The following is a 17,536-nucleotide window of genomic DNA, read 5'->3' on the forward strand; positions in this document are numbered from 1 at the left end:
TGCCCGCCGCGACGCCGGTGGCCGCCGGGGCGCTGGATGTCTGTAGCGCCGCGCTGGGCTGCGGCGCGGTCAACGAAGGGGATATCTACACGATCCTCGGCACCACCTGCTGCACCGGGATCGTCTGCCGCGGCCCGCAGACGGTGAACGAGGCGACGCGCTTTGTCACCCATACCGAAGCCGGACAGGTGATCTCCCTGTTTCCGATGCAGGCCGGTACGCCAAACATTGACTGGCTGCAGCAGCATATTTCGCTGGACGCCGATCTGGGGCGCCTGGAGCAGGCGATCGCGGCGGTGGAGCCAGGCAGCGGCGGCGTCTTCTGGCAGCCGTACCTCAATGGCGAACGTGCGCCGTTTTACAGCCCGGACGCGCGGGCCGGCTTTTTCGGCATTAGCCCGCACACCACCCGCGCCCAACTGCAGCGCGCGGTGTTTGAAGGCCTGGCCTTCGCCATTGTCGATGCGCTGCAGGGTTATCCGCAGGGCGGCGAGCTGTATCTGACCGGCGGCGGCGCAGCCTCGGCGACCTGGCTGCAGATTATCGCCGACTGTACCGGACGCACGGTGGTCTCCAGCGCCTTTAACGAACTGAGCGCGCGCGGCGCGGCGATCCTGGCGGCCCGTAGCGTCGCGGCGCTGGCCGAGACGCCTCCGCTGGCGCAGACCCGCTATCAGCCGCGCCCTCAGGCGCATGCCCGCTACGCGGCGCTGTATCCCGTTTACCGCCTGCTGCGCGAGCAGATGCTGCCGGTATGGCAGGCCAGACAGGCCGCCCTTCAACCTCTTTCTCAGGACCTACAACCATGAAAATCGTTTTTACCGCCGAGCATGCTGGCGACCTTAGCGCCTTCCACCAGCTGGGCGAGCTGCTGGTGGAGGGGTGGGCGCTGGGCAAACCGAAACTCAGCGCCGGTCAGCTGATTGAGCTGGCCCACGACGCCGAGGTGCTGGTGACCAGCTATGATGAGGTGACGGACGCGGTAATGGCCGCCTGTCCGCGCCTGCAGGTGATCGCCTGCACCCGCGCGAATCCGGTGAATATTGATACCCAGGCCGCCCAGGCGCGCGGCATCCGGGTGCTCTACACCCCGGGGCGCAATGCCGATGCCGCCGCGGAGCTGACGCTTGGCCTGATGCTCAGCCTGGCGCGCCATATTCCGCAATCCCATGCGGCGCTGAAGCGGGGGGAATTCACGCAGGCTGACAATGCCGCCGCCACCACTCAGCAGGGTCTGCGGCGGGATGTGGTCTGGGACGTGAGCCCGGAAAGCCCCTATGAAGTGTTTAAAGGCAGTGAACTGCGCAATAAAACGCTGGGGCTGGTGGGGTATGGCAACATTGGCCGCCGGGTGGCGCGTATCGCCCGGGCGTTCGGCATGGCGGTGTTGGTGGTGGATCCGTTCGTCGCCGCAGAGGATATCAATGAGCCAGGGCTACAGAAAACGACCCTGGAGGCGCTGTTCCGCGAGGCGGATATCGTCAGCCTGCACCTGAGCAGCGGGCCGCACAGCGACGGGCTGGTGAATGCCGCGCTGTTAAACAGCATGAAGCCCGGCGCGCTGCTGATCAATACCTCTCGCGCGGCGGTGGTCGACGAGGCAGCGCTGATTGATGCCCTGCGCCACGGCCCGCTGGGCGGCGCGGCGCTGGATGTCTATCACCGCGAACCGCTGTGGCGCGATCATCCTTTTGTCATCGAGTTCGATAACGTGATTATCACGCCGCATATCGCCGGAGCCACCCGGGAGAGTATCGCCAAACACACGGCGATGATTGCCGCCGATCTTCAGCGCTATGTCGCCGGGGAGCCGCTGCTGTACCAGTGGCGTTAAGCCGCTTGCGCCGCCGCATTCTGCAGCGGCGCGGGTCCATCGTCAGGGGCGATGGGCCGCCATAAAAGCCTGGGCCTGTTCCCAGTCCACTACCCCGGCATCCGATCCCATCCCGGTCGCCACCAGCGCGGCCACCGCCGAGGCGACGTCACACGCTGCTTTCACGCTGAGTCCGCGCGCCAGTGCGGCAATAAACCCGCCGCAGTAGCTGTCGCCGCAGCCGGTGGTATCCACCGCCTCGACCGGCCACGGCGCAATATGCTGCGGCCCGCCATCGCGGCCGATAAGCCAGGAGCCGTTCTCGCCGTCTTTCAGAATGCAGGTGCCCACGCCGAGCGCCAGGAAGAAGCGGCCGATGGCCTCCGGCTGCGTCTCTCCGGAGAGAAAGGCGGCTTCCTCCAGCGAAGGCATGAAATAATCCACCGACGGCAACAGGGGCCGCAGTAGTTCGAGGGTCTCTTCATTCGGGGCGATAAGGTCAAAGCTGGTGGTGACTCCGCGCGCTTTGGCCGCCTGCAACAGCCGCGCGCTCTGTCCCTGGTCCATTGCCGCCAGCAGCCCGGTCCCGCCGTGATGCAGGAAACGACAGTCAAGGACGGCGTCAAATTCCGCTTCACTGACAAACAGGGCGTCAGACGCGCCCCGGCAGTGCAGGGCCGGACGTTCGCCGTTGGGGCGAATCGGCAGGATCGTCGCCGAGGTCTCCTTCAGCGCGGTGCGCTGGATAAGCGAGCAGTCGATGCCCAGCCGGGCATAGCTGGCGAGGATAAAGTCGGCCTTTTCATCTTCGCCCAGGCAGGCCACCGCTGCGGTGCGGATCCCGAGCTTCGCGGCGTTGATATTAGCCCCGGCGGCGGTGCCGGCGGGGTTGAGACGAATTTGCTCAATAAAGGCGACGCCGCCGCGCGGCGGGATCGCCACCACCGGGCGCCCGGCAATATCCAGAATAGTCAGGCCGACAAATACGGCGTCAAAGGTTGCCATCGTTCTCCCGTTTAGCGATGCGTTTGGCGCAGGCGCGCCTGCCAGAAGGATAGGGCGAGGGCCACCACCAGAATCACGCCGACCAGCGCGTCCTTCACCAGATAATTGAGCCCCATCAGGTTCAGGCCGTTATCAATAATGGCAAGGAACAGCACGCCGCCGAGGGTGCCGAGGATGCTGACCCGGCCCAGACGGGTAAAGGCAGTGCCGATAAATACTGCCGCAATGGCGTCCATCAGGTAAGACTGCCCGGCCAGCGGGGTAAACTGCCGCAGGTTGGCGGAGAGGATCACCCCGCCGACGGCGCAGAGCGCCGAGGCGGCCACCAGCACGCCGAGCATGGTCAGGCGATCGCGGATCCCGGCGATACGCGCCGCTTCGCTGTTCTGACCGATGGCGCGGACATATTTGCCCCACAGGGTGCGCTCGGTAACCAGCCAGGCCGCCAGCCACAGCGCCAGCACGATCGCTACCGGCGTGGGGAGCCCACCAAGGTTGCCCACCGCCAGGTCGTGATACTCCGGAGCCATCCGCCGATAGGCTATCGCGCCGCCGCCGTCGGTATAGATGCGCTCGGCGCTGCTGGCGATAAACCAGGTGCCGAGCGTGGCGAGGAAGGGGCGGATCCGGCAGATGAGGATCAGAAAGGCATTGAGCAGGCCAATCAGCACGCCGCCGAGCAGAGCGCAGCCCACCGCGGCCTGCCACGGCAGATGCCAGGTTTTCAGGGCGACGAGGGCGAAGGCGGCGCCGAAATCGAGCGCGACGCCCACCGACAGATCAATCGCCCCGGCGCTGACGATCAGGGTCATCGCCATCGCCACAATCAGCAGGATCGCGCTGCCCTGCAGCAGGTTGGCCCAGTTATCCACGGTTAAAAATACCGGATTCGCCCAGCCAAACAGGGCGATGGCCAGCAGGATGATGACGCCAAATCCGGCCCGCGACAGCCAGGCCAGCGGGCTGCTGGCCGTCTGTTCCGCCGACGCAGAGGTTTTCAGGGTGATTTGACTCATGCCTCGCCTCCTTTGTGTCTGACCGCCGAGGCCGCCAGCACCACCAGGATCAGGCCGCCTTTAATGGCGCCCATCCAGAAGATATTGACCCCCAGCAGGCCGAGCCCGTTAGAGAGGGCGTTGACCAGGATTGCCCCCAGCAGCGCCCCCCAGATGGTGACCACCCGACGGCGCGAGAAGGCGGCGCCGATAAAGGTCGCCAGCACGGTCTCCAGCAGCAGCGGCGTGGCCGTCCCGCTGGAGCTGCCGGAGCCCTGGCTGAGCAGCGGCAGAATAGCCAGCCCGGCGGCAATGCCCGCTAACAGCCAGACCAGCAGGGTCAAGCGGCGCACGTTCAGGCCGCTCATCTGCGCCATATCGCGGTTGCCGCCCACCGCCTGCACATGCTGGCCGAAGCGGGAGTGGTGGAGCAGGAACTGGAACAGGATAAACACCCCCAGCAGGTAGACCAGCGGCCAGGGCAGGCCCAGCACGCTGTTGTCGCGAAAGGCGACCATCAGCGGATCGCTGACCGCGATGCGCCGCTGGCCGGTCAACAGATCTGTCAGGCCGGTAAACGCCACCGAGGTCGAGAGGGTGGCCAGCAGCGGCGGCAGGCCGGCCGCCAGCACCAGCAAGCCGTTGATCGCCCCGCACAGCAGGCAAACCGCCGCCAGTAGCGCCAGCAGCAGGAGATACGGCGTGTGCCATTCGGCCAGCCCGAGGCTGAGCAGCGCGACGCCGAGCACCGCCGTCGCCGGCAGGGAGAGGTCGATGCCGCCGGAGACCACGTCATCTCCGCCCACGGCGATAACGCAGACCAGGCCGAAACAAAGGATTGCCAGCGGAACGCTCTGGACCAGCATCAGGCTGATATTTTGCCAGCTGAGAAAGTAGGGCGACTGTACGCTCAGCCATACCAGCAGCGCCAGAAACAGGATCAGGGGAAATTTTTCAATCAGCGTCGCCAGGCCCGGACGGCCGCGACGCTGGATAGCAGTACTCATGGTGAAGGCTCCTGTCCGCCGTTGATCGCCACCAGTAGGGCGTCCAGCGTTAGCCCGCGGGTGGGCAGATTGGCCGCCAGCGCGCCGCGCCAGAGGACCAGGATCCGGTCGCATAGTCCGAGCAGTTCGGGGGCGTCGCTGGAGGAGACCAGCACCGCCCGTCCTTGATCGGCCAGCTGGCGCGTACGTTGATAAATATCCCGGCGGGCGCCGATATCGACCCCCAGGGTGGGTTCATCGAGAATAAACAGCCGGGCATCGGTCCCCAGCCAGCGGGCGAGGATCGCTTTTTGCTGGTTGCCGCCGCTCATGTAGCGTACCGGCAGCCCCGGGCGTCCCGGGCGGATTGCCAGCTGTTCTATCCAGTCGCGCGCTTTCTGCTCGGCGACACCCCGCCGCTCCCAGCCAAAGGTGGCGGTCTCCGGCAGCGAGGCGAGATTAATATTGTCGGCGGTGGTGAAGGGCAGGATCAGCCCCTGATGGCGGCGGTCGCGTGGCACCAGCGCCATGCCGGCGCGGATCGCCTGCTTCGGCGTACGAATGCGCCGCGGCCGGCCCTCGAGGTGGATGGTGCCGCGTTCCGCCGGGCGTAAGCCGTAGAGTAAGTCGACCAGCACATCGCGTCCGGCGCCCAGCAGGCCGGCGACGCCGACGATTTCGCCCGGCTGAATATCAAAAGAAAGATCCTGCAGCTGCCGCCCGTCGCTCAGCTGGCGCACCGAGAGCAACGGGGTCGCCCCATTGTCTGCCGCCGGGCGCTGGCGCGGAGTATACAGCTGGTCGATTTCCCGGCCGACCATCATGGCGATCAGCGCTTCGGTATTCTGCAGCAGGTCGCGGTCCGGGTAGCCGACCACTTCCCCGTTGCGCAGCACGGTGCCGCGGTCGCAGAGGGTGGCTATCTCATTGAGGTAGTGGGAAATATACAGAATGGCAATGCCCTGGTCGCGCAGGCGCAGGATAGCGGAGGAGACCAGACTGGCCTCCTGCGCCTCCAGGGGGGCGGTGGGCTCGTCGAACACTACCAGCCGCGCCGCGCCGTCGATCAGCGCGCGGGCAATCTGCACCAGCTTGCGCTCGGCCAGGCTCAGGTCGCGCACCAGCCGTTCGGGGTCGAGAGCCAGCTGCCAGTTTTGCTGGAAAAATTGCGCCGTGGCGGCCTTCATCCGTCGGCGATCCAGCGCCCCCCAGCGGGTGCGATACTCCTGGCCCAGAAACACCGATTCCGCGACGGTAAAGTGCGGGATCAGGTTCAACTCCTGGTGGATAACGCGGATGCCGGCGGCTTCGATGGCTGCCGGATTGCCGAGGGGCAGCGGGTGACCGTCGAGGGTGGCGCTGCCGCTGTCGGCCTGATAGACACCGGCGAGGATCTTGATCAGCGTCGATTTACCGGCGCCGTTCTCGCCAATCAGGCCATGAATCTCCCCCGGATTGAGGCGCAGGGTAACCGCATTAAGCGCGGTGACGCTGGCAAAACGTTTACCGATCTGCTCCATGACCAGACCAGCGGCGGGGCGTTCCCCGCCTGGATGTTGATTAATCACTGCAGCTCGCCGTATCCCAACTGTTTATACACCGCTTTCGCTTCCTGCGGACCTTTCACCGGAACCACCGGAATAAAGGTTTGCACCGGTAGTTTCTGGCCGGCAAAGTAGCGGGCCACGTTGTCAGCCGAGGTCTGGCCGATCAGATGCGGCTGCTGCGCGACGTTAGCCACGAACGGGCTGCCGGGCTCCGCCATGATCTCCAGGGTCTCCGGACCGGCGTCGATGGCCGTCACTTTCACGTCTTTATCGCGACCGGTCTCTTCCAGCGCCTGGACGATGCCGATGGCCGGTTGATCCCAGCAGGCGACATGGATGGCGTCCAGTTTGCCTTTCGGATACTGGCTGAGTAATTCGAGGGTTTTCTTGCGCGCGTCTTCCGGCGAGTTGGCAAACTGTTCCGCGAGTTCGGGCTGGATAATATGAATATCCGGATAATCCTTAAGGACATATTTCCACTGATCGTAGCGAATTCCGCAAATACGCAGCGCGCTGGAGAATGCGTTAAATACGGCGACGTTGCCTTTGCCGCCTAATTCATCCGCCATGTAGCGGCCGATGGTTGAGCCTAAGGTGTAGTTATCGGAAGTGGTATTGTTGACCGAATATTGAGAAACATGATCTACGGTAAATACCGGGATACCGGCATCACGCAATGCTTTAAATTTTGGTTCGACGGCGCTATCGCCGAGTATACTAATTACCGCGTCCACCTTGCGTGACAGTAAAATATCGTGGTTATTGGCATGCACCTGATTATCGCGACCGCCATCGACGCCAATGACTTTGCCCCCCAGTTTCTCCACCTCCTCTGTCGCGCCTTTAAAGGCCTCGCGATCCCAGAAATGCTGAGTGCCGACCACGGCAACGCCAATGGTTTTTCCCTGTAAGGAGAGGGCGTCTGCGGCAGCGACGCTCAGCGAGGCAAGGGAAAGCAGTCCCAGCGCGGCAGGCAATAATTTTCTTTTCTGCGACATTGTTATTATGATCCTGTGATGAAGGTGGTTGCGGACCGGTAGCATGACAAGAAGCACCTCGCCACCTCAAATACAAAATAAGTCTAAGTTATGCCAGGAATGTTATATCGCAGAAACGTCAGAGAAAAAGTTTATTTTGTCATGAGGAACCTGAAAATATTTCATGATGGCGGATAGACCTTTTTATTTTGTGGTTTTATTTTTGACTTATTCCGTGTTTATTTAGCGGATAAAGACAATTTTCTTAATATTGTGAGTGCATGGGAAATACGGCGTCTACAGAGAAAAAAAGAAGATTGCGCGGGCTAAAGCTTTTTTTAGCAGAGCAATGTCTGGCCGGGTAAGGATTATTACCCTATTTCCCCGCTTTATTATAATGAACCTTAAGCTGAGAAGAACGCGGGCGCTATGAAGAAACAGCATAATTATACGGTGATGCACTGGGGAACCTGGCAGGTGGAGAGCCGTGAGGGCGAGATCGTGGCGGTTAAGCCGGTGCCCTGGGATAAAAATCCCTCACGCATCGGCCAGTCGCTCCCCGACGCGGTGACCAGCCAAACGCGCATTCGCCGTCCGGCGGTGCGCGCCGGCTATCTCCAGCACGGGCCGGCGTCACGAGAAGGGCGAGGTAAAGAGCCCTTTGTCGAAGTCAGCTGGGAGGTGGCCCTGGACCTGCTGGCGCGCGAGCTGCGCTCGGTCAAGGCGCGCTGCGGCAATGAGGCGATCTACGGCGGCTCCTACGGCTGGGCCAGCGCTGGACGCTTTCACCATGCGCAGAGCCAGCTGCACCGGTTTCTCAAGGGCTTTGGCGGGTACACCGCCAGCACCAATACCTATAGCAGCGCCGCGGGCGAGCGTATTCTGCCGCATATTCTCGGGCCGCTGAGCCCGCTACACCGGCAGCATACCCATTTTTCCGAGCTGGCCCGGGAGTGTCAGCTGTTTGTCGCCATCGGCGGACTGCCGCTGCGCAATGCCCAGGTCAACGGCGGCGGCGCCAATGACCATATGCTCCAGTACTGGCTGGATAAGATGCAGGCCAACGGCACCCGGTTTATCAATATCAGTCCGGTGCGCAATGACCTCAGCGCGGTGCCCGACGCCGAGTGGCTGGCCATTCGGCCGGGTACCGATACCGCACTGCTGCTGGCCCTGAGCTATGTGCTGATCGCTGAGTCTCTCTACGACCAGGCGTTTGTTGCCAGCCATACCGTCGGGTTTGCCCCTTACTGCGCTTATCTGTTGGGCGAGCACGATGGCGTAGCGAAAACCCCGGCGTGGGCGGCGGCGATTACCGGCCTGGACGCCCAGCGCATCGCCGACCTGGCGCGGGAGATGGCCCGCCACCGGACGATGGTGAATATCTCCTGGTCTATCCAGCGCGCCCGTCAAGGGGAGCAGGCCTACTGGGCGACGGTGGCCCTGACCGCGCTGCTGGGACAGCTCGGCACCCCGGGCGGCGGCCTCGGGTTTGGCTACGCCTGCACCAACCTGGCGGGCGCGGTGCGAAAAGCGTTTTCCGGCCCGCGCTTACCCGCCGGAGAGAATGCGGTGGACAGCGTTATCCCGGTGGCGCGGCTGTCCGATATGCTGCTGCACCCGGGAGAAACCTATGAGTTCGACGGCCAGCAGCGGCGCTATCCCGATATCCGTTTAGTCTACTGGGCGGGAGGCAATGCGTTTCATCATCATCAGGACATCAACCGACTGTGCGAGGCCTGGCGCCGCCCGGAGACGGTGGTGGTGCATGAGCAGTACTGGACCGCGCAGGCCAAATTCTCCGATATCGTTCTGCCGGCCACCACCTCGCTGGAGCGAGAGGATATCGGCAGCGGCGGTCACGACGGGTTTATGATCGCCATGAGCGCGCAGATCCCGCCGGTGGGCGAGGCGCGTGACGATTACGCTATTTTCTGCGATCTGGCCGGGCGGCTGGGCTTCGGGGAAGCGTTCAGCGAAGGGCGTGACGCCGGGCAGTGGCTACGTCATCTCTATGAGGAGTCAAGACCGCGGGCGCAGGAGGAGGGTATTGCGCTGCCCTCGTTCGATGACTTCTGGCAGCAAGGGGTGCTGGAATACAGCGCGCCGGAGCGGCCGCAAATTTTTCTCGCCGATTTTCGCGCCGATCCGCAGCGCTATCCGCTCTCCACCCCCTCCGGCAAAATTGAACTCTTTTCCGCCACCGTCGCCGGGTTTGGCTATCGCGAATGCCCTGGCCATCCGTGGTGGGATGAACAGGAGGCCGCCCGCCAGCGGCAGGAGGCGGCGCGCTGGCCGCTTCATCTGCTCTCCAGCCAGCCGCGCGCCCGCCTGCACAGTCAGTACGACCACGGCAGCGTCAGCCGGGCGACGAAAGTTCAGGGACGCGAGCCGCTGTGGATGCATCCGAGCGATGCGCAGGCAAGGGATATCCGCGAAGGCAGCGTGGTGAAAGTCTATAACGACCGCGGGGCGATTCTGGCGGGGGTGCACCTGAGCGAGCAGATTTTGCCCGGCGTGGTACAGATGTCCACCGGCGCCTGGTATGACCCGCTGGATCCGAAGGAAGAACGGTCGCTCGATAAGCACGGTAATCCCAACGTATTAACCGAGGATCGCGGCAGTTCGCGCCTGGGACAGGGCTGTAGCGCCCAGAGCTGCTGGGTGGAGATCGCCCCGTGGCGAGAGGAGCTGCCGCCGATCACTGCCTTTGATCCGCCGAAGTTTATTGAAGTTTAGGCGTTGTCGCTCGCCGGCGGCGGGGCGGGTAGCCCGGAGAAGGCGCGGTATGCGCCGCCTCCGGCAAAGCCCGCGCCTGGCGGTTTTAGACTGACGACAGTTTGACGTTACGCCAGCCGCGGGTAGGCGCTGGCGATATCGTCGCCGGTAAACTGGGCGATCCAGCCTTCCGGGTTATCAAAAATGCGAATGGCGGTGAAGTTCGGTTCTGATCCCATATCAAACCAGTGCGGAGTGTGGGCGGGAACCGAAATCAGATCGTTCTTTTCGCACAGCACCTGGAACACCTCGTCGCCAATGTGCAGGCAAAACAGGCCAGCGCCCTCGACAAAAAACCGCACCTCGTCTTCGCCATGGGTGTGCTCGTTCAGGAACTTTTCCCGCAGCGCCTCTTTTTGCGGGTTATCGGCGCGCAGGCTGATGACGTCCCAGCTCTGGTAGCCCTTTTCGGCGACCAGTTTATCAATCGCATGCTGATAGGCGGCAATCACCGTTTCCGGGCTGGGATTTGCGCCGAGGTCGCGGTCGGCCTGCCAGCGCTCGAAGCGGACGCCTTTGGCGTTAAGCTGCGCCTGAATCGCGCTGGCGTCGGTGCTGTGCCAGACCGGCGTTTGCGGATCGGTCACGGAAAAAAGAGTTAATGCGCTCATGCTGGGATCTGCTCCGGATGAATGTCGTCAAAACGCTGAACCTGAGGATGGTGGCTCGCCGGGTCGCGGTCGCCGCGAACCAGTTGCACAGTGCGCAAACCCGCGGCCTCGGCGGCATCAAGTTCCTGATGGATATCCGACAGGAACAGGATGGTGCCAGGGGCATGGCCCAGGTGTTCAGCAATGTTACGGTAGGACTGCACCTCACGTTTGGCGCCTACCAGGGTATCGAAATAGCCCGTGAACAGATGAGTAATATCACCTTCATCGCTGTAGCCAAATAACAATTTCTGCGCAGCCACGGAACCTGAGGAATATACATACAGATCAATACCCTGCGCTTTCCATTGCTCCAGCGCCGGCAGTACGTCCGGGTAGAGATGGCCGGTAAAGTCGCCGTTGAGATAGCCGTCACGCCAGATGATCCCCTGCAGCGCCTTCAGCGCCGTGGATTTACGGTCTTCATCCATAAAGGCGAAGAGGGTAGTGATAAGGTCGGCGGTGCTGGCGGCGGGGGCGTCTGTTTCGCGGCGCAGGTTGTCGAGAATGGTTTTGACCGGTTCAGCGTGCTGCTGAGCGGTCACAAAGCCGGCCAGTCGTTCGCGGGCGTAGGGGAACAGCACGTTATGCACAAAGCGGATATCGCTGGTGGTGCCTTCTATGTCGGTCACGATGGCGCGGATCATGGTTTCTCCAGAGTGGGCGTAGCGTGGAATAACATTAGCATTTAGACGTCTAAGCGTCTTGATTGCCAAATATTAACATCGTGTTATAGTGGCTTCAACAACAGCATTACAATCGGTATAAAAAGAATGAACAATAACCCCTTGATTCCAGAGAGTAAACTTCCTGCGCTCGGCACCACGATTTTTACCCAGATGAGCGCCCTGGCCCAGCAGCATCAGGCCATAAACCTGTCCCAGGGCTTTCCCGATTTTGACGGCCCGCGCTATCTGCAGGAGCGTCTGGCGTACCACGTGGCGCAGGGGGCGAATCAGTACGCCCCGATGACCGGCGTGCCGGCGCTGCGCGAGGCGATCGCCGGGAAGACGGCGGAGCTGTATGGTTACCAGCCCGACGTTAACAGCGAGATCACGGTCACCGCCGGCGCGACGGAGGCCCTGTATGCGGCGATCACCGCCCTGGTGCGCCGCGGCGACGAGGTGATCTGTTTCGATCCCAGCTATGACAGCTACGCCCCTGCGGTGGCGCTGGCCGGCGGCGAGTTACGTCGTATTGCGCTGCAGCCGCCGCATTTTCGCGTCGACTGGCGGCAATTTGCCGCCGCCCTGAGCGAGAAAACCCGGCTGGTGATCCTCAACACCCCGCACAACCCTTCGGCCACCGTCTGGCAGCGCGAGGATTTTGCCGCCCTGTGGCAGGCGATCGCCGAACGCGAGATCTATGTCCTGAGCGATGAAGTCTATGAGCATATCTGCTTTGCTGAGGGCGGCCACACCAGCGTACTGGCGCATCCACAGCTGCGCGAGCGGGCGGTGGCGGTCTCTTCGTTTGGCAAAACCTTTCATATGACCGGCTGGAAGGTCGGCTACTGCGTGGCCCCGGCGGCCATCAGCGCCGAACTGCGCAAGGTGCACCAGTATCTGACCTTCTCGGTGAATACCCCGGCGCAGCTGGCGATCGCCGACATGCTGCGCGAAGCGCCGGAGCATTATCGTGAGCTGCCGGCGTTTTATCGGGAACGTCGCGATCTGTTTATTGAAGCGCTGCGCCCAAGCCGGCTGGAAATCCTGCCCTGTGAAGGGACCTATTTCCTGCTGGCGGACTACAGCGCCATCTCCGATCTTGACGATGTCAGCTTCTGCCGCTGGCTGACGACAGAAGTCGGGGTAGCGGCGATCCCGCTCTCCGTCTTCTGCGCCGATCCGTTCCCGCACAAGCTGATCCGCTTGTGCTTCGCCAAACAGCCGGCGACTCTGCTGGCTGCGGCGACGCGTTTGTGCCAGCTGTAGTTACTTAATCGTCCACGCCTGGGAGAACTGGCGGCCGGCGAACATCTCTGTCAGGCCGCTAATTTGCTTCAGACGCAGCACTTCATCGGCATCCATCCCCAGCTCTTTGCCGATTTTCTGCGGCGTCCAGCCGAGCCGGGTCAGCTCGCGGACGATCTCTGACATGGCGTGGATTTGGTGGCGACCGCGCGCCCGGTTATGGCGTATGGTCGCTGCCATCAGCCCGTCACGCGAGGCAGCTTCACTCGTCAGGCAGGTCACCGGCAAATAGCCTTTTAGCGTTTTTTTCAGCGCGGCTTTGCTGCAGGCCAGCTCATGGCGGTGAAAACCATCGACAATCGTATACGCCTGTGGGCGTTGCTGGATGACGACGACCGGCTGGGTAAAGCCGTCGGCCTCCAGCGACGTTTGCAGCAGACGCTTCTCCGGCGGCGCCACGTTATTCGGGTTGTAATCGTTGGGGGCGACCAGCTCCTGTTTGACCCACAGCACGCAGTCGACGGGCTGCGAGCGGAAGGGGCTGTAGTGGTGGAGCACCTGGCGAAACGCGTTGATAGCCTCAATGCGCGCCTCGTCATCCAGCTTTTGCAGGTAAGCTTCCAGCGCCTGCGTCAGTTGTTGTTGCATAATATCCCCCATTGTTGGCGATGTTTTTCCATGCGTTTACGGTAGCGCTGATAGTGGCTGCTTTTGGTTGGGCTAAACGAAAGCTGACGGCACCAGTAATCGTTATTGAGCAGTACTTTGCAGACTCGCCGCCAGGATGGGATATCTTTGGTGCCAATGTCCGCAGGTTGGGTATCCGGAATATCCTCCATACCTTTTTTCTGGTACCAGCGCAGGTAGACGGCGATTTTATTGCGGTAGTGCTCGGCGGTGGTTTCCGGCATGCTGTCGAGCAGGAACAGGGCGTAGCTTTTCCACGTCAGGTGGTCGGGCTTGTCGATTTTCCGATGACCGTAGAACTGATTATCATGCCCGGCATAGACCCCGCCGCTGTGCGCGCCGCTCACTCGCTGGCACATCGCGGCCCAGCGCTCAGGTTCCAGCACGTGATACAGCCACAGCCCCTGGCGCTGCTCGGGACCAAACGGTTCGCAAATGCGCATATAGCGCAGCGGCACCCCGGCCTGATACATCAGATCGTACAATGGGTTATAGGGCTCGCCGCTTTTGGCAAACCAGGTCCAGATATCGGCGGTTTTCCAGTCATAGAGCGGGTAGATGTACCAGGCATGGCCGCCCGGCGCTGAAGTGGTCCATGGTTTATCGTCGGCGAAGCGCTGTTTACGCTGTGAAGAAATCGTCATAAAGCGATTTAGCGATTCGTCGGCGCGAATGCCCACCAGTACGGCGGCGGGACGACGCTGCGAAAACCACTCGGCGAAGTGGCTGACGAAGGCTTCAAAGCTCATTCCGGGTTGATAAAATGAAAAATAGCCCGGGTGGGTAATGGCCCAGGGCGGCGGCTGGCGTACCCACTCGGTTCCGGGCTCCCAGCATTGCCATTGCGGCTTATACTGCGTCAGGGCATTTTGGGTGGTGAGCGGCAGGGCGACCCAGTAAAAGGTTTCGATGACATCCGCATACAGCGCACGCAGTTTTTCACAGTGGGCGATGGTGCAGGAGAACTGCGCTTCCCAGTCAATAAACAACACGCAGATTTTTTTCCCCTGTAACCGCGCCGCCTGGGCGGTTAAATGCAGCATAACGGTGGAGTCTTTTCCCCCGGAAAAAGAGACACAGATGCGCGAAAAATTATCCATGACCCACTGGATCCGCTGCTCAGTTGCTTGCAGCACCGATTCCGGTAAGGGATATTTAATAAACGACATGACCATTAATCCTTTAATAGTAGAAAATTCCCGTTAGCTCAGTATAAACGATGAGGGGTAGGAAATTAATGGTCGATTATTGTTTCTGGCAGCGGGGGAACAGAAGGGCGTTATTCGCTGTGATTAAATTTGGGCCGTGATGCCTCTCGATCATTCATTAATATGGTGATTAATTCAGTTAAAAAATGATTTTGCGAAGATGCATGGTGGTAATTAATGTAGATCGTGATATCCGGAAAAAGATTATCTATGTTGATGGCGTGAAGCTGCATAGTGGGTGAGATAAAGTCATATAAATAGGAAGGCAAAAAGCCAATTAAGTCGGTTTTATTAATCATGTTAAGAATGGTCATAAAAGAGTCGCTGCGAAAGGCAATATTGCGCGGATTCAGCCAGGCGATGCTGCTTTGCTGCACGCGCTGAATAACGGGATCGTTGGTAATATAGTGAGTGAAAAACTCCTGTGCCAGTGACTCTACCGAGGTAAGCGTTTCGCGTCGCGGATGGCCCGCCCGGCAAACCGCCAGCGTCTGCACCGTCTGATAGGGCTGACAGATCGTGGCGCGGTTAGTAATGGGCATGCGGGTGAACACCAGGTCCGCCTGGCGATACGCCAGCAGCTCCTCAGCCGATTCGGTGGTGGTCAGGTTATGGTGCTCAATTTGCAAGTTCGCCTGATGACAGAGCTGGTTAATCATAACGTGGCTATTGACTGAACAGAACAGCGGGGGGCCATATATCACAATACGTTTACGCAGTTCTGAGCGATTATTAAGATTGATGGTTTTTTCCAGCTGCTCCAGATTTTGCTGTAGATGATAATGAAGATTGACGCAGGCGGTGGTGGGTGTCATTCCTTTGCCAACACGAACAAATAGCGGATCGTTTAACTGCTGGCGCAGACGCTGCAACGACTGACTCACCGCTGAGGGGGTGATAAATAACATCGCCGCCGCTTTGCTGATGCTCAAATGTTGATAGATACATTCGAAAATAACCAATAAATTCAAATCGAACTTTTTCAGATCGTAAAGGTTTGCCATTAATGCAGTCCTGTTTATTACCGGTGCGGATTATAATATTCTTAATGATAATGTTTTGTGGCTTAATATTTGCGGTGTGAATTTAACTATTGGCAAATACAGTTAAGTTCTGCTTAATATATCTTATCGTCGACGGTGGCGCCAGCGGTCGCTTCCGCCAGGCGCCATTGCGGGATGGAATTACTCTTTTTCACCCATCATAATATGCAGTTTCTCTTTATCCGGTAGGCCGACCACCTGCTGCAGCATATTATCTTTATTCATATAATAAATCGCCGGCGTCACGTTGGCTCCCAGATCGTCCATCAGCTGCTGGTTGACGTTGAGCATTTTCATTTTCTCCGGCGGAATTGCTTTCGGGATCGTCAGAGCCATTTTCCCATTCGATTGCTCGTAATCATGCCAGGTTTTCGCCGGATCGCTGCTGGCGAGAATCGCCGCGGCGGTGGCCGGGCTCTCCGGCTTAATCACCCCCACCAGCAGAGTGCGGATCTGCACTTTACCGGCCTCTACCCAGGGGCGGGATTGCTGCCAGAACTGCTTGCAGTAGGGACAGAAGGGATCGGCAAAGACATACAGCACGATAGGGGCGTCCTTGCGACCATCCTGCAGCCAGTGGGCGCTGGCCATCTTCTTCCACATCTCTTGTCCCGCCGGGGTATAGAGTTCTTTCTGAAACAGCTGCTCGCTGAGGTTACTGCCGTTCTCATCATACATATAGCCGGAGATCGCGTGTTTACCATCCGGCGTTAGGTAGATGGCGACCCCCATGTCCTGGTATTTGCCCAGCCAGCCTTTCATTCCCCCCGGCGCCTCAAAGGGTTTTATAATGGTAATGCCCTGTTTTTCAATCGCTTTTACCGGAGCGGGGAGTTCCTCCGCATGGCTGCATAACGGCAAAAGGCTGAGTAACAGCAGACGCTTTAACATAAGTATTCCTTGTAAAATCAGCAGGAAAGGGCAAAACGATTGTCGAACCTATCACAGTCATAGGCAAGATCAGCAGAATGACGGATTGCCCTTTGCTGGCGTGGGTGATGTAATCCTGGATGCTGTTACATTAAGGTAATGTAGAGCGCAACACATAGCCAGTCTGACTGGCGCTGAACCTACCCTCGGGTATTTCAGGTAACGGGGCCGCCTGAAAAGGTGGCCTTTTTACTTTTGTCGCGGCAAATGATGCGAAAAACAGCGATTAGCGCTGAACGCGTCGACAGGTTCACAGAGTTGTCTTGTTCCGGTTGTTAGATAACGCTTATTGATTCGATAATGTAAACGCATTGGTCGGGTCAGGAAAAATTCGTTAACTTAGACCTCAACGAAAACACGGAGGAAGTATAGATGTCCTTAATTAACACCAAAATCAAACCGTTCAAAAACCAGGCATTCAAAAATGGTGAATTCATCGAAGTCACCGAGAAAGACACCGAAGGCCGCTGGAGCGTCTTCTTCTTCTATCCGGCTGACTTCACCTTCGTCTGCCCGACCGAACTGGGCGACGTGGCTGACCATTACGAAGAACTGCAGAAGCTGGGCGTAGACGTTTACTCTGTGTCTACCGATACCCACTTCACCCACAAAGCGTGGCACAGCAGCTCTGAAACCATCGCCAAAATCAAATATGCGATGATCGGCGACCCGACTGGCGCCCTGACCCGTAACTTCGACAACATGCGTGAAGATGAAGGTCTGGCTGACCGCGCTACCTTCGTCGTTGACCCGCAGGGTATCATCCAGGCGATCGAAGTTACCGCTGAAGGTATCGGCCGTGATGCGTCTGACCTGCTGCGTAAAATCAAAGCGGCGCAGTACGTTGCTTCTCACCCAGGCGAAGTCTGCCCGGCGAAATGGAAAGAAGGCGAAGCGACGCTGGCTCCTTCTTTAGATCTGGTTGGTAAGATCTAAGTCTGTTTGTGCCCGGCGGCGCTACGCTTGCACGGGCCTACAAGATCGTAGGTCGGGTAAACGGCGTG

Annotated in this window: 16 protein-coding genes; 5 read left to right on the plus strand and 11 right to left on the minus strand. The window is 59.8% G+C overall.

Annotated elements, in window-relative coordinates:
* A partial coding sequence (locus tag RRF55_RS25370; protein WP_032458709.1) for an FGGY-family carbohydrate kinase occupies positions 1-809 on the plus strand: 809 nt, incomplete at its 5' end.
* On the plus strand, positions 806-1,834 hold the full coding sequence (locus RRF55_RS25375; protein WP_032414669.1) for a 2-hydroxyacid dehydrogenase: 1,029 nt from the start codon (positions 806-808) through the stop codon (positions 1,832-1,834). The genes RRF55_RS25370 and RRF55_RS25375, both read left to right, overlap by 4 nt.
* A gap of 42 nt (positions 1,835-1,876) precedes the next feature.
* On the opposite strand, the gene RRF55_RS25380 is transcribed toward RRF55_RS25375, so the two are convergent.
* The 5 genes from RRF55_RS25380 to RRF55_RS25400 are packed head-to-tail and all read right to left on the minus strand — an operon-like array spanning position 1,877 to position 7,344.
* Positions 1,877-2,818, minus strand: a complete 942-nt coding sequence (locus tag RRF55_RS25380) for a carbohydrate kinase family protein (RefSeq protein ID WP_080830899.1) — start codon at positions 2,816-2,818, stop codon at positions 1,877-1,879.
* Between the two features lie 11 nt (positions 2,819-2,829).
* Positions 2,830-3,834, minus strand: a complete 1,005-nt coding sequence (locus RRF55_RS25385; RefSeq protein WP_042939150.1) for an ABC transporter permease — start codon at positions 3,832-3,834, stop codon at positions 2,830-2,832.
* The gene (locus RRF55_RS25390; protein ID WP_004147555.1) at positions 3,831-4,820 is read right to left on the minus strand and encodes an ABC transporter permease; all 990 of its coding nucleotides are present in this window, start codon (positions 4,818-4,820) and stop codon (positions 3,831-3,833) included. The genes RRF55_RS25385 and RRF55_RS25390 overlap by 4 nt, the downstream gene beginning before the upstream one ends.
* A complete protein-coding gene (locus RRF55_RS25395) occupies positions 4,817-6,319 on the minus strand; it encodes a sugar ABC transporter ATP-binding protein (RefSeq protein WP_165452884.1) in 1,503 nt (500 codons plus the stop codon). Before RRF55_RS25395 ends, RRF55_RS25390 begins: the two co-directional genes overlap by 4 nt.
* A gap of 44 nt (positions 6,320-6,363) precedes the next feature.
* Positions 6,364-7,344: a sugar ABC transporter substrate-binding protein gene (locus tag RRF55_RS25400; protein WP_002894353.1), complete on the minus strand. Its 981-nt coding sequence runs from the start codon at positions 7,342-7,344 to the stop codon at positions 6,364-6,366.
* A gap of 408 nt (positions 7,345-7,752) precedes the next feature.
* Here RRF55_RS25400 and RRF55_RS25405 point away from each other — a divergent pair, with 408 nt between their 5' ends.
* Positions 7,753-10,062, plus strand: coding sequence for a molybdopterin-dependent oxidoreductase (locus RRF55_RS25405; protein ID WP_023316571.1), 2,310 nt, complete (start codon positions 7,753-7,755; stop codon positions 10,060-10,062).
* A 107-nt stretch (positions 10,063-10,169) separates the two neighbouring features.
* Here RRF55_RS25405 and RRF55_RS25410 read toward each other — a convergent pair whose 3' ends face one another.
* Both RRF55_RS25410 and mtnC read right to left on the minus strand, forming a co-directional pair.
* Positions 10,170-10,712 (minus strand): 1,2-dihydroxy-3-keto-5-methylthiopentene dioxygenase, encoded by a 543-nt coding sequence (locus RRF55_RS25410; RefSeq protein ID WP_004183390.1) that lies wholly within the window; start codon positions 10,710-10,712, stop codon positions 10,170-10,172.
* Positions 10,709-11,398, minus strand: a complete 690-nt coding sequence (mtnC, locus tag RRF55_RS25415; protein ID WP_004179015.1) for an acireductone synthase — start codon at positions 11,396-11,398, stop codon at positions 10,709-10,711. The genes RRF55_RS25410 and mtnC overlap by 4 nt, the downstream gene beginning before the upstream one ends.
* Positions 11,399-11,539: 141 nt before the next feature.
* On the opposite strand from mtnC, the gene RRF55_RS25420 reads away from it, so the two are divergent.
* Positions 11,540-12,685, plus strand: a complete 1,146-nt coding sequence (locus RRF55_RS25420) for a pyridoxal phosphate-dependent aminotransferase (RefSeq protein ID WP_072198433.1) — start codon at positions 11,540-11,542, stop codon at positions 12,683-12,685.
* Here the strand turns inward: RRF55_RS25420 and RRF55_RS25425 are convergent, their stop codons facing one another.
* The 4 genes from RRF55_RS25425 to dsbG all read right to left on the minus strand — a co-directional run bounded on the left by RRF55_RS25425 (position 12,686) and on the right by dsbG (position 16,493).
* Positions 12,686-13,312, minus strand: a complete 627-nt coding sequence (locus RRF55_RS25425; protein ID WP_004212613.1) for an IbrB-like domain-containing protein — start codon at positions 13,310-13,312, stop codon at positions 12,686-12,688.
* Positions 13,297-14,520 carry a phosphoadenosine phosphosulfate reductase gene (locus tag RRF55_RS25430; RefSeq protein WP_002894369.1) on the minus strand — a complete coding sequence of 408 codons (1,224 nt, stop codon included), beginning with the start codon at positions 14,518-14,520 and terminating at the stop codon, positions 13,297-13,299. The genes RRF55_RS25425 and RRF55_RS25430 overlap by 16 nt, the downstream gene beginning before the upstream one ends.
* Positions 14,521-14,630: 110 nt before the next feature.
* The gene (gene citR / locus RRF55_RS25435) at positions 14,631-15,563 is read right to left on the minus strand and encodes a DNA-binding transcriptional repressor CitR (protein ID WP_002894372.1); all 933 of its coding nucleotides are present in this window, start codon (positions 15,561-15,563) and stop codon (positions 14,631-14,633) included.
* A 180-nt stretch (positions 15,564-15,743) separates the two neighbouring features.
* On the minus strand, positions 15,744-16,493 hold the full coding sequence (gene dsbG / locus RRF55_RS25440; protein ID WP_002894375.1) for a thiol:disulfide interchange protein DsbG: 750 nt from the start codon (positions 16,491-16,493) through the stop codon (positions 15,744-15,746).
* A 411-nt stretch (positions 16,494-16,904) separates the two neighbouring features.
* Here dsbG and ahpC point away from each other — a divergent pair, with 411 nt between their 5' ends.
* A complete protein-coding gene (ahpC, locus tag RRF55_RS25445; protein ID WP_002894394.1) occupies positions 16,905-17,468 on the plus strand; it encodes an alkyl hydroperoxide reductase subunit C in 564 nt (187 codons plus the stop codon).
* Positions 17,469-17,536 lie beyond the last annotated feature (68 nt).

The sequence above is a fragment of the Klebsiella sp. K47 genome, from assembly GCF_051858335.1.
In the GTDB taxonomy this organism is placed as follows: Bacteria; Pseudomonadota; Gammaproteobacteria; order Enterobacterales; family Enterobacteriaceae; genus Klebsiella; species Klebsiella pneumoniae.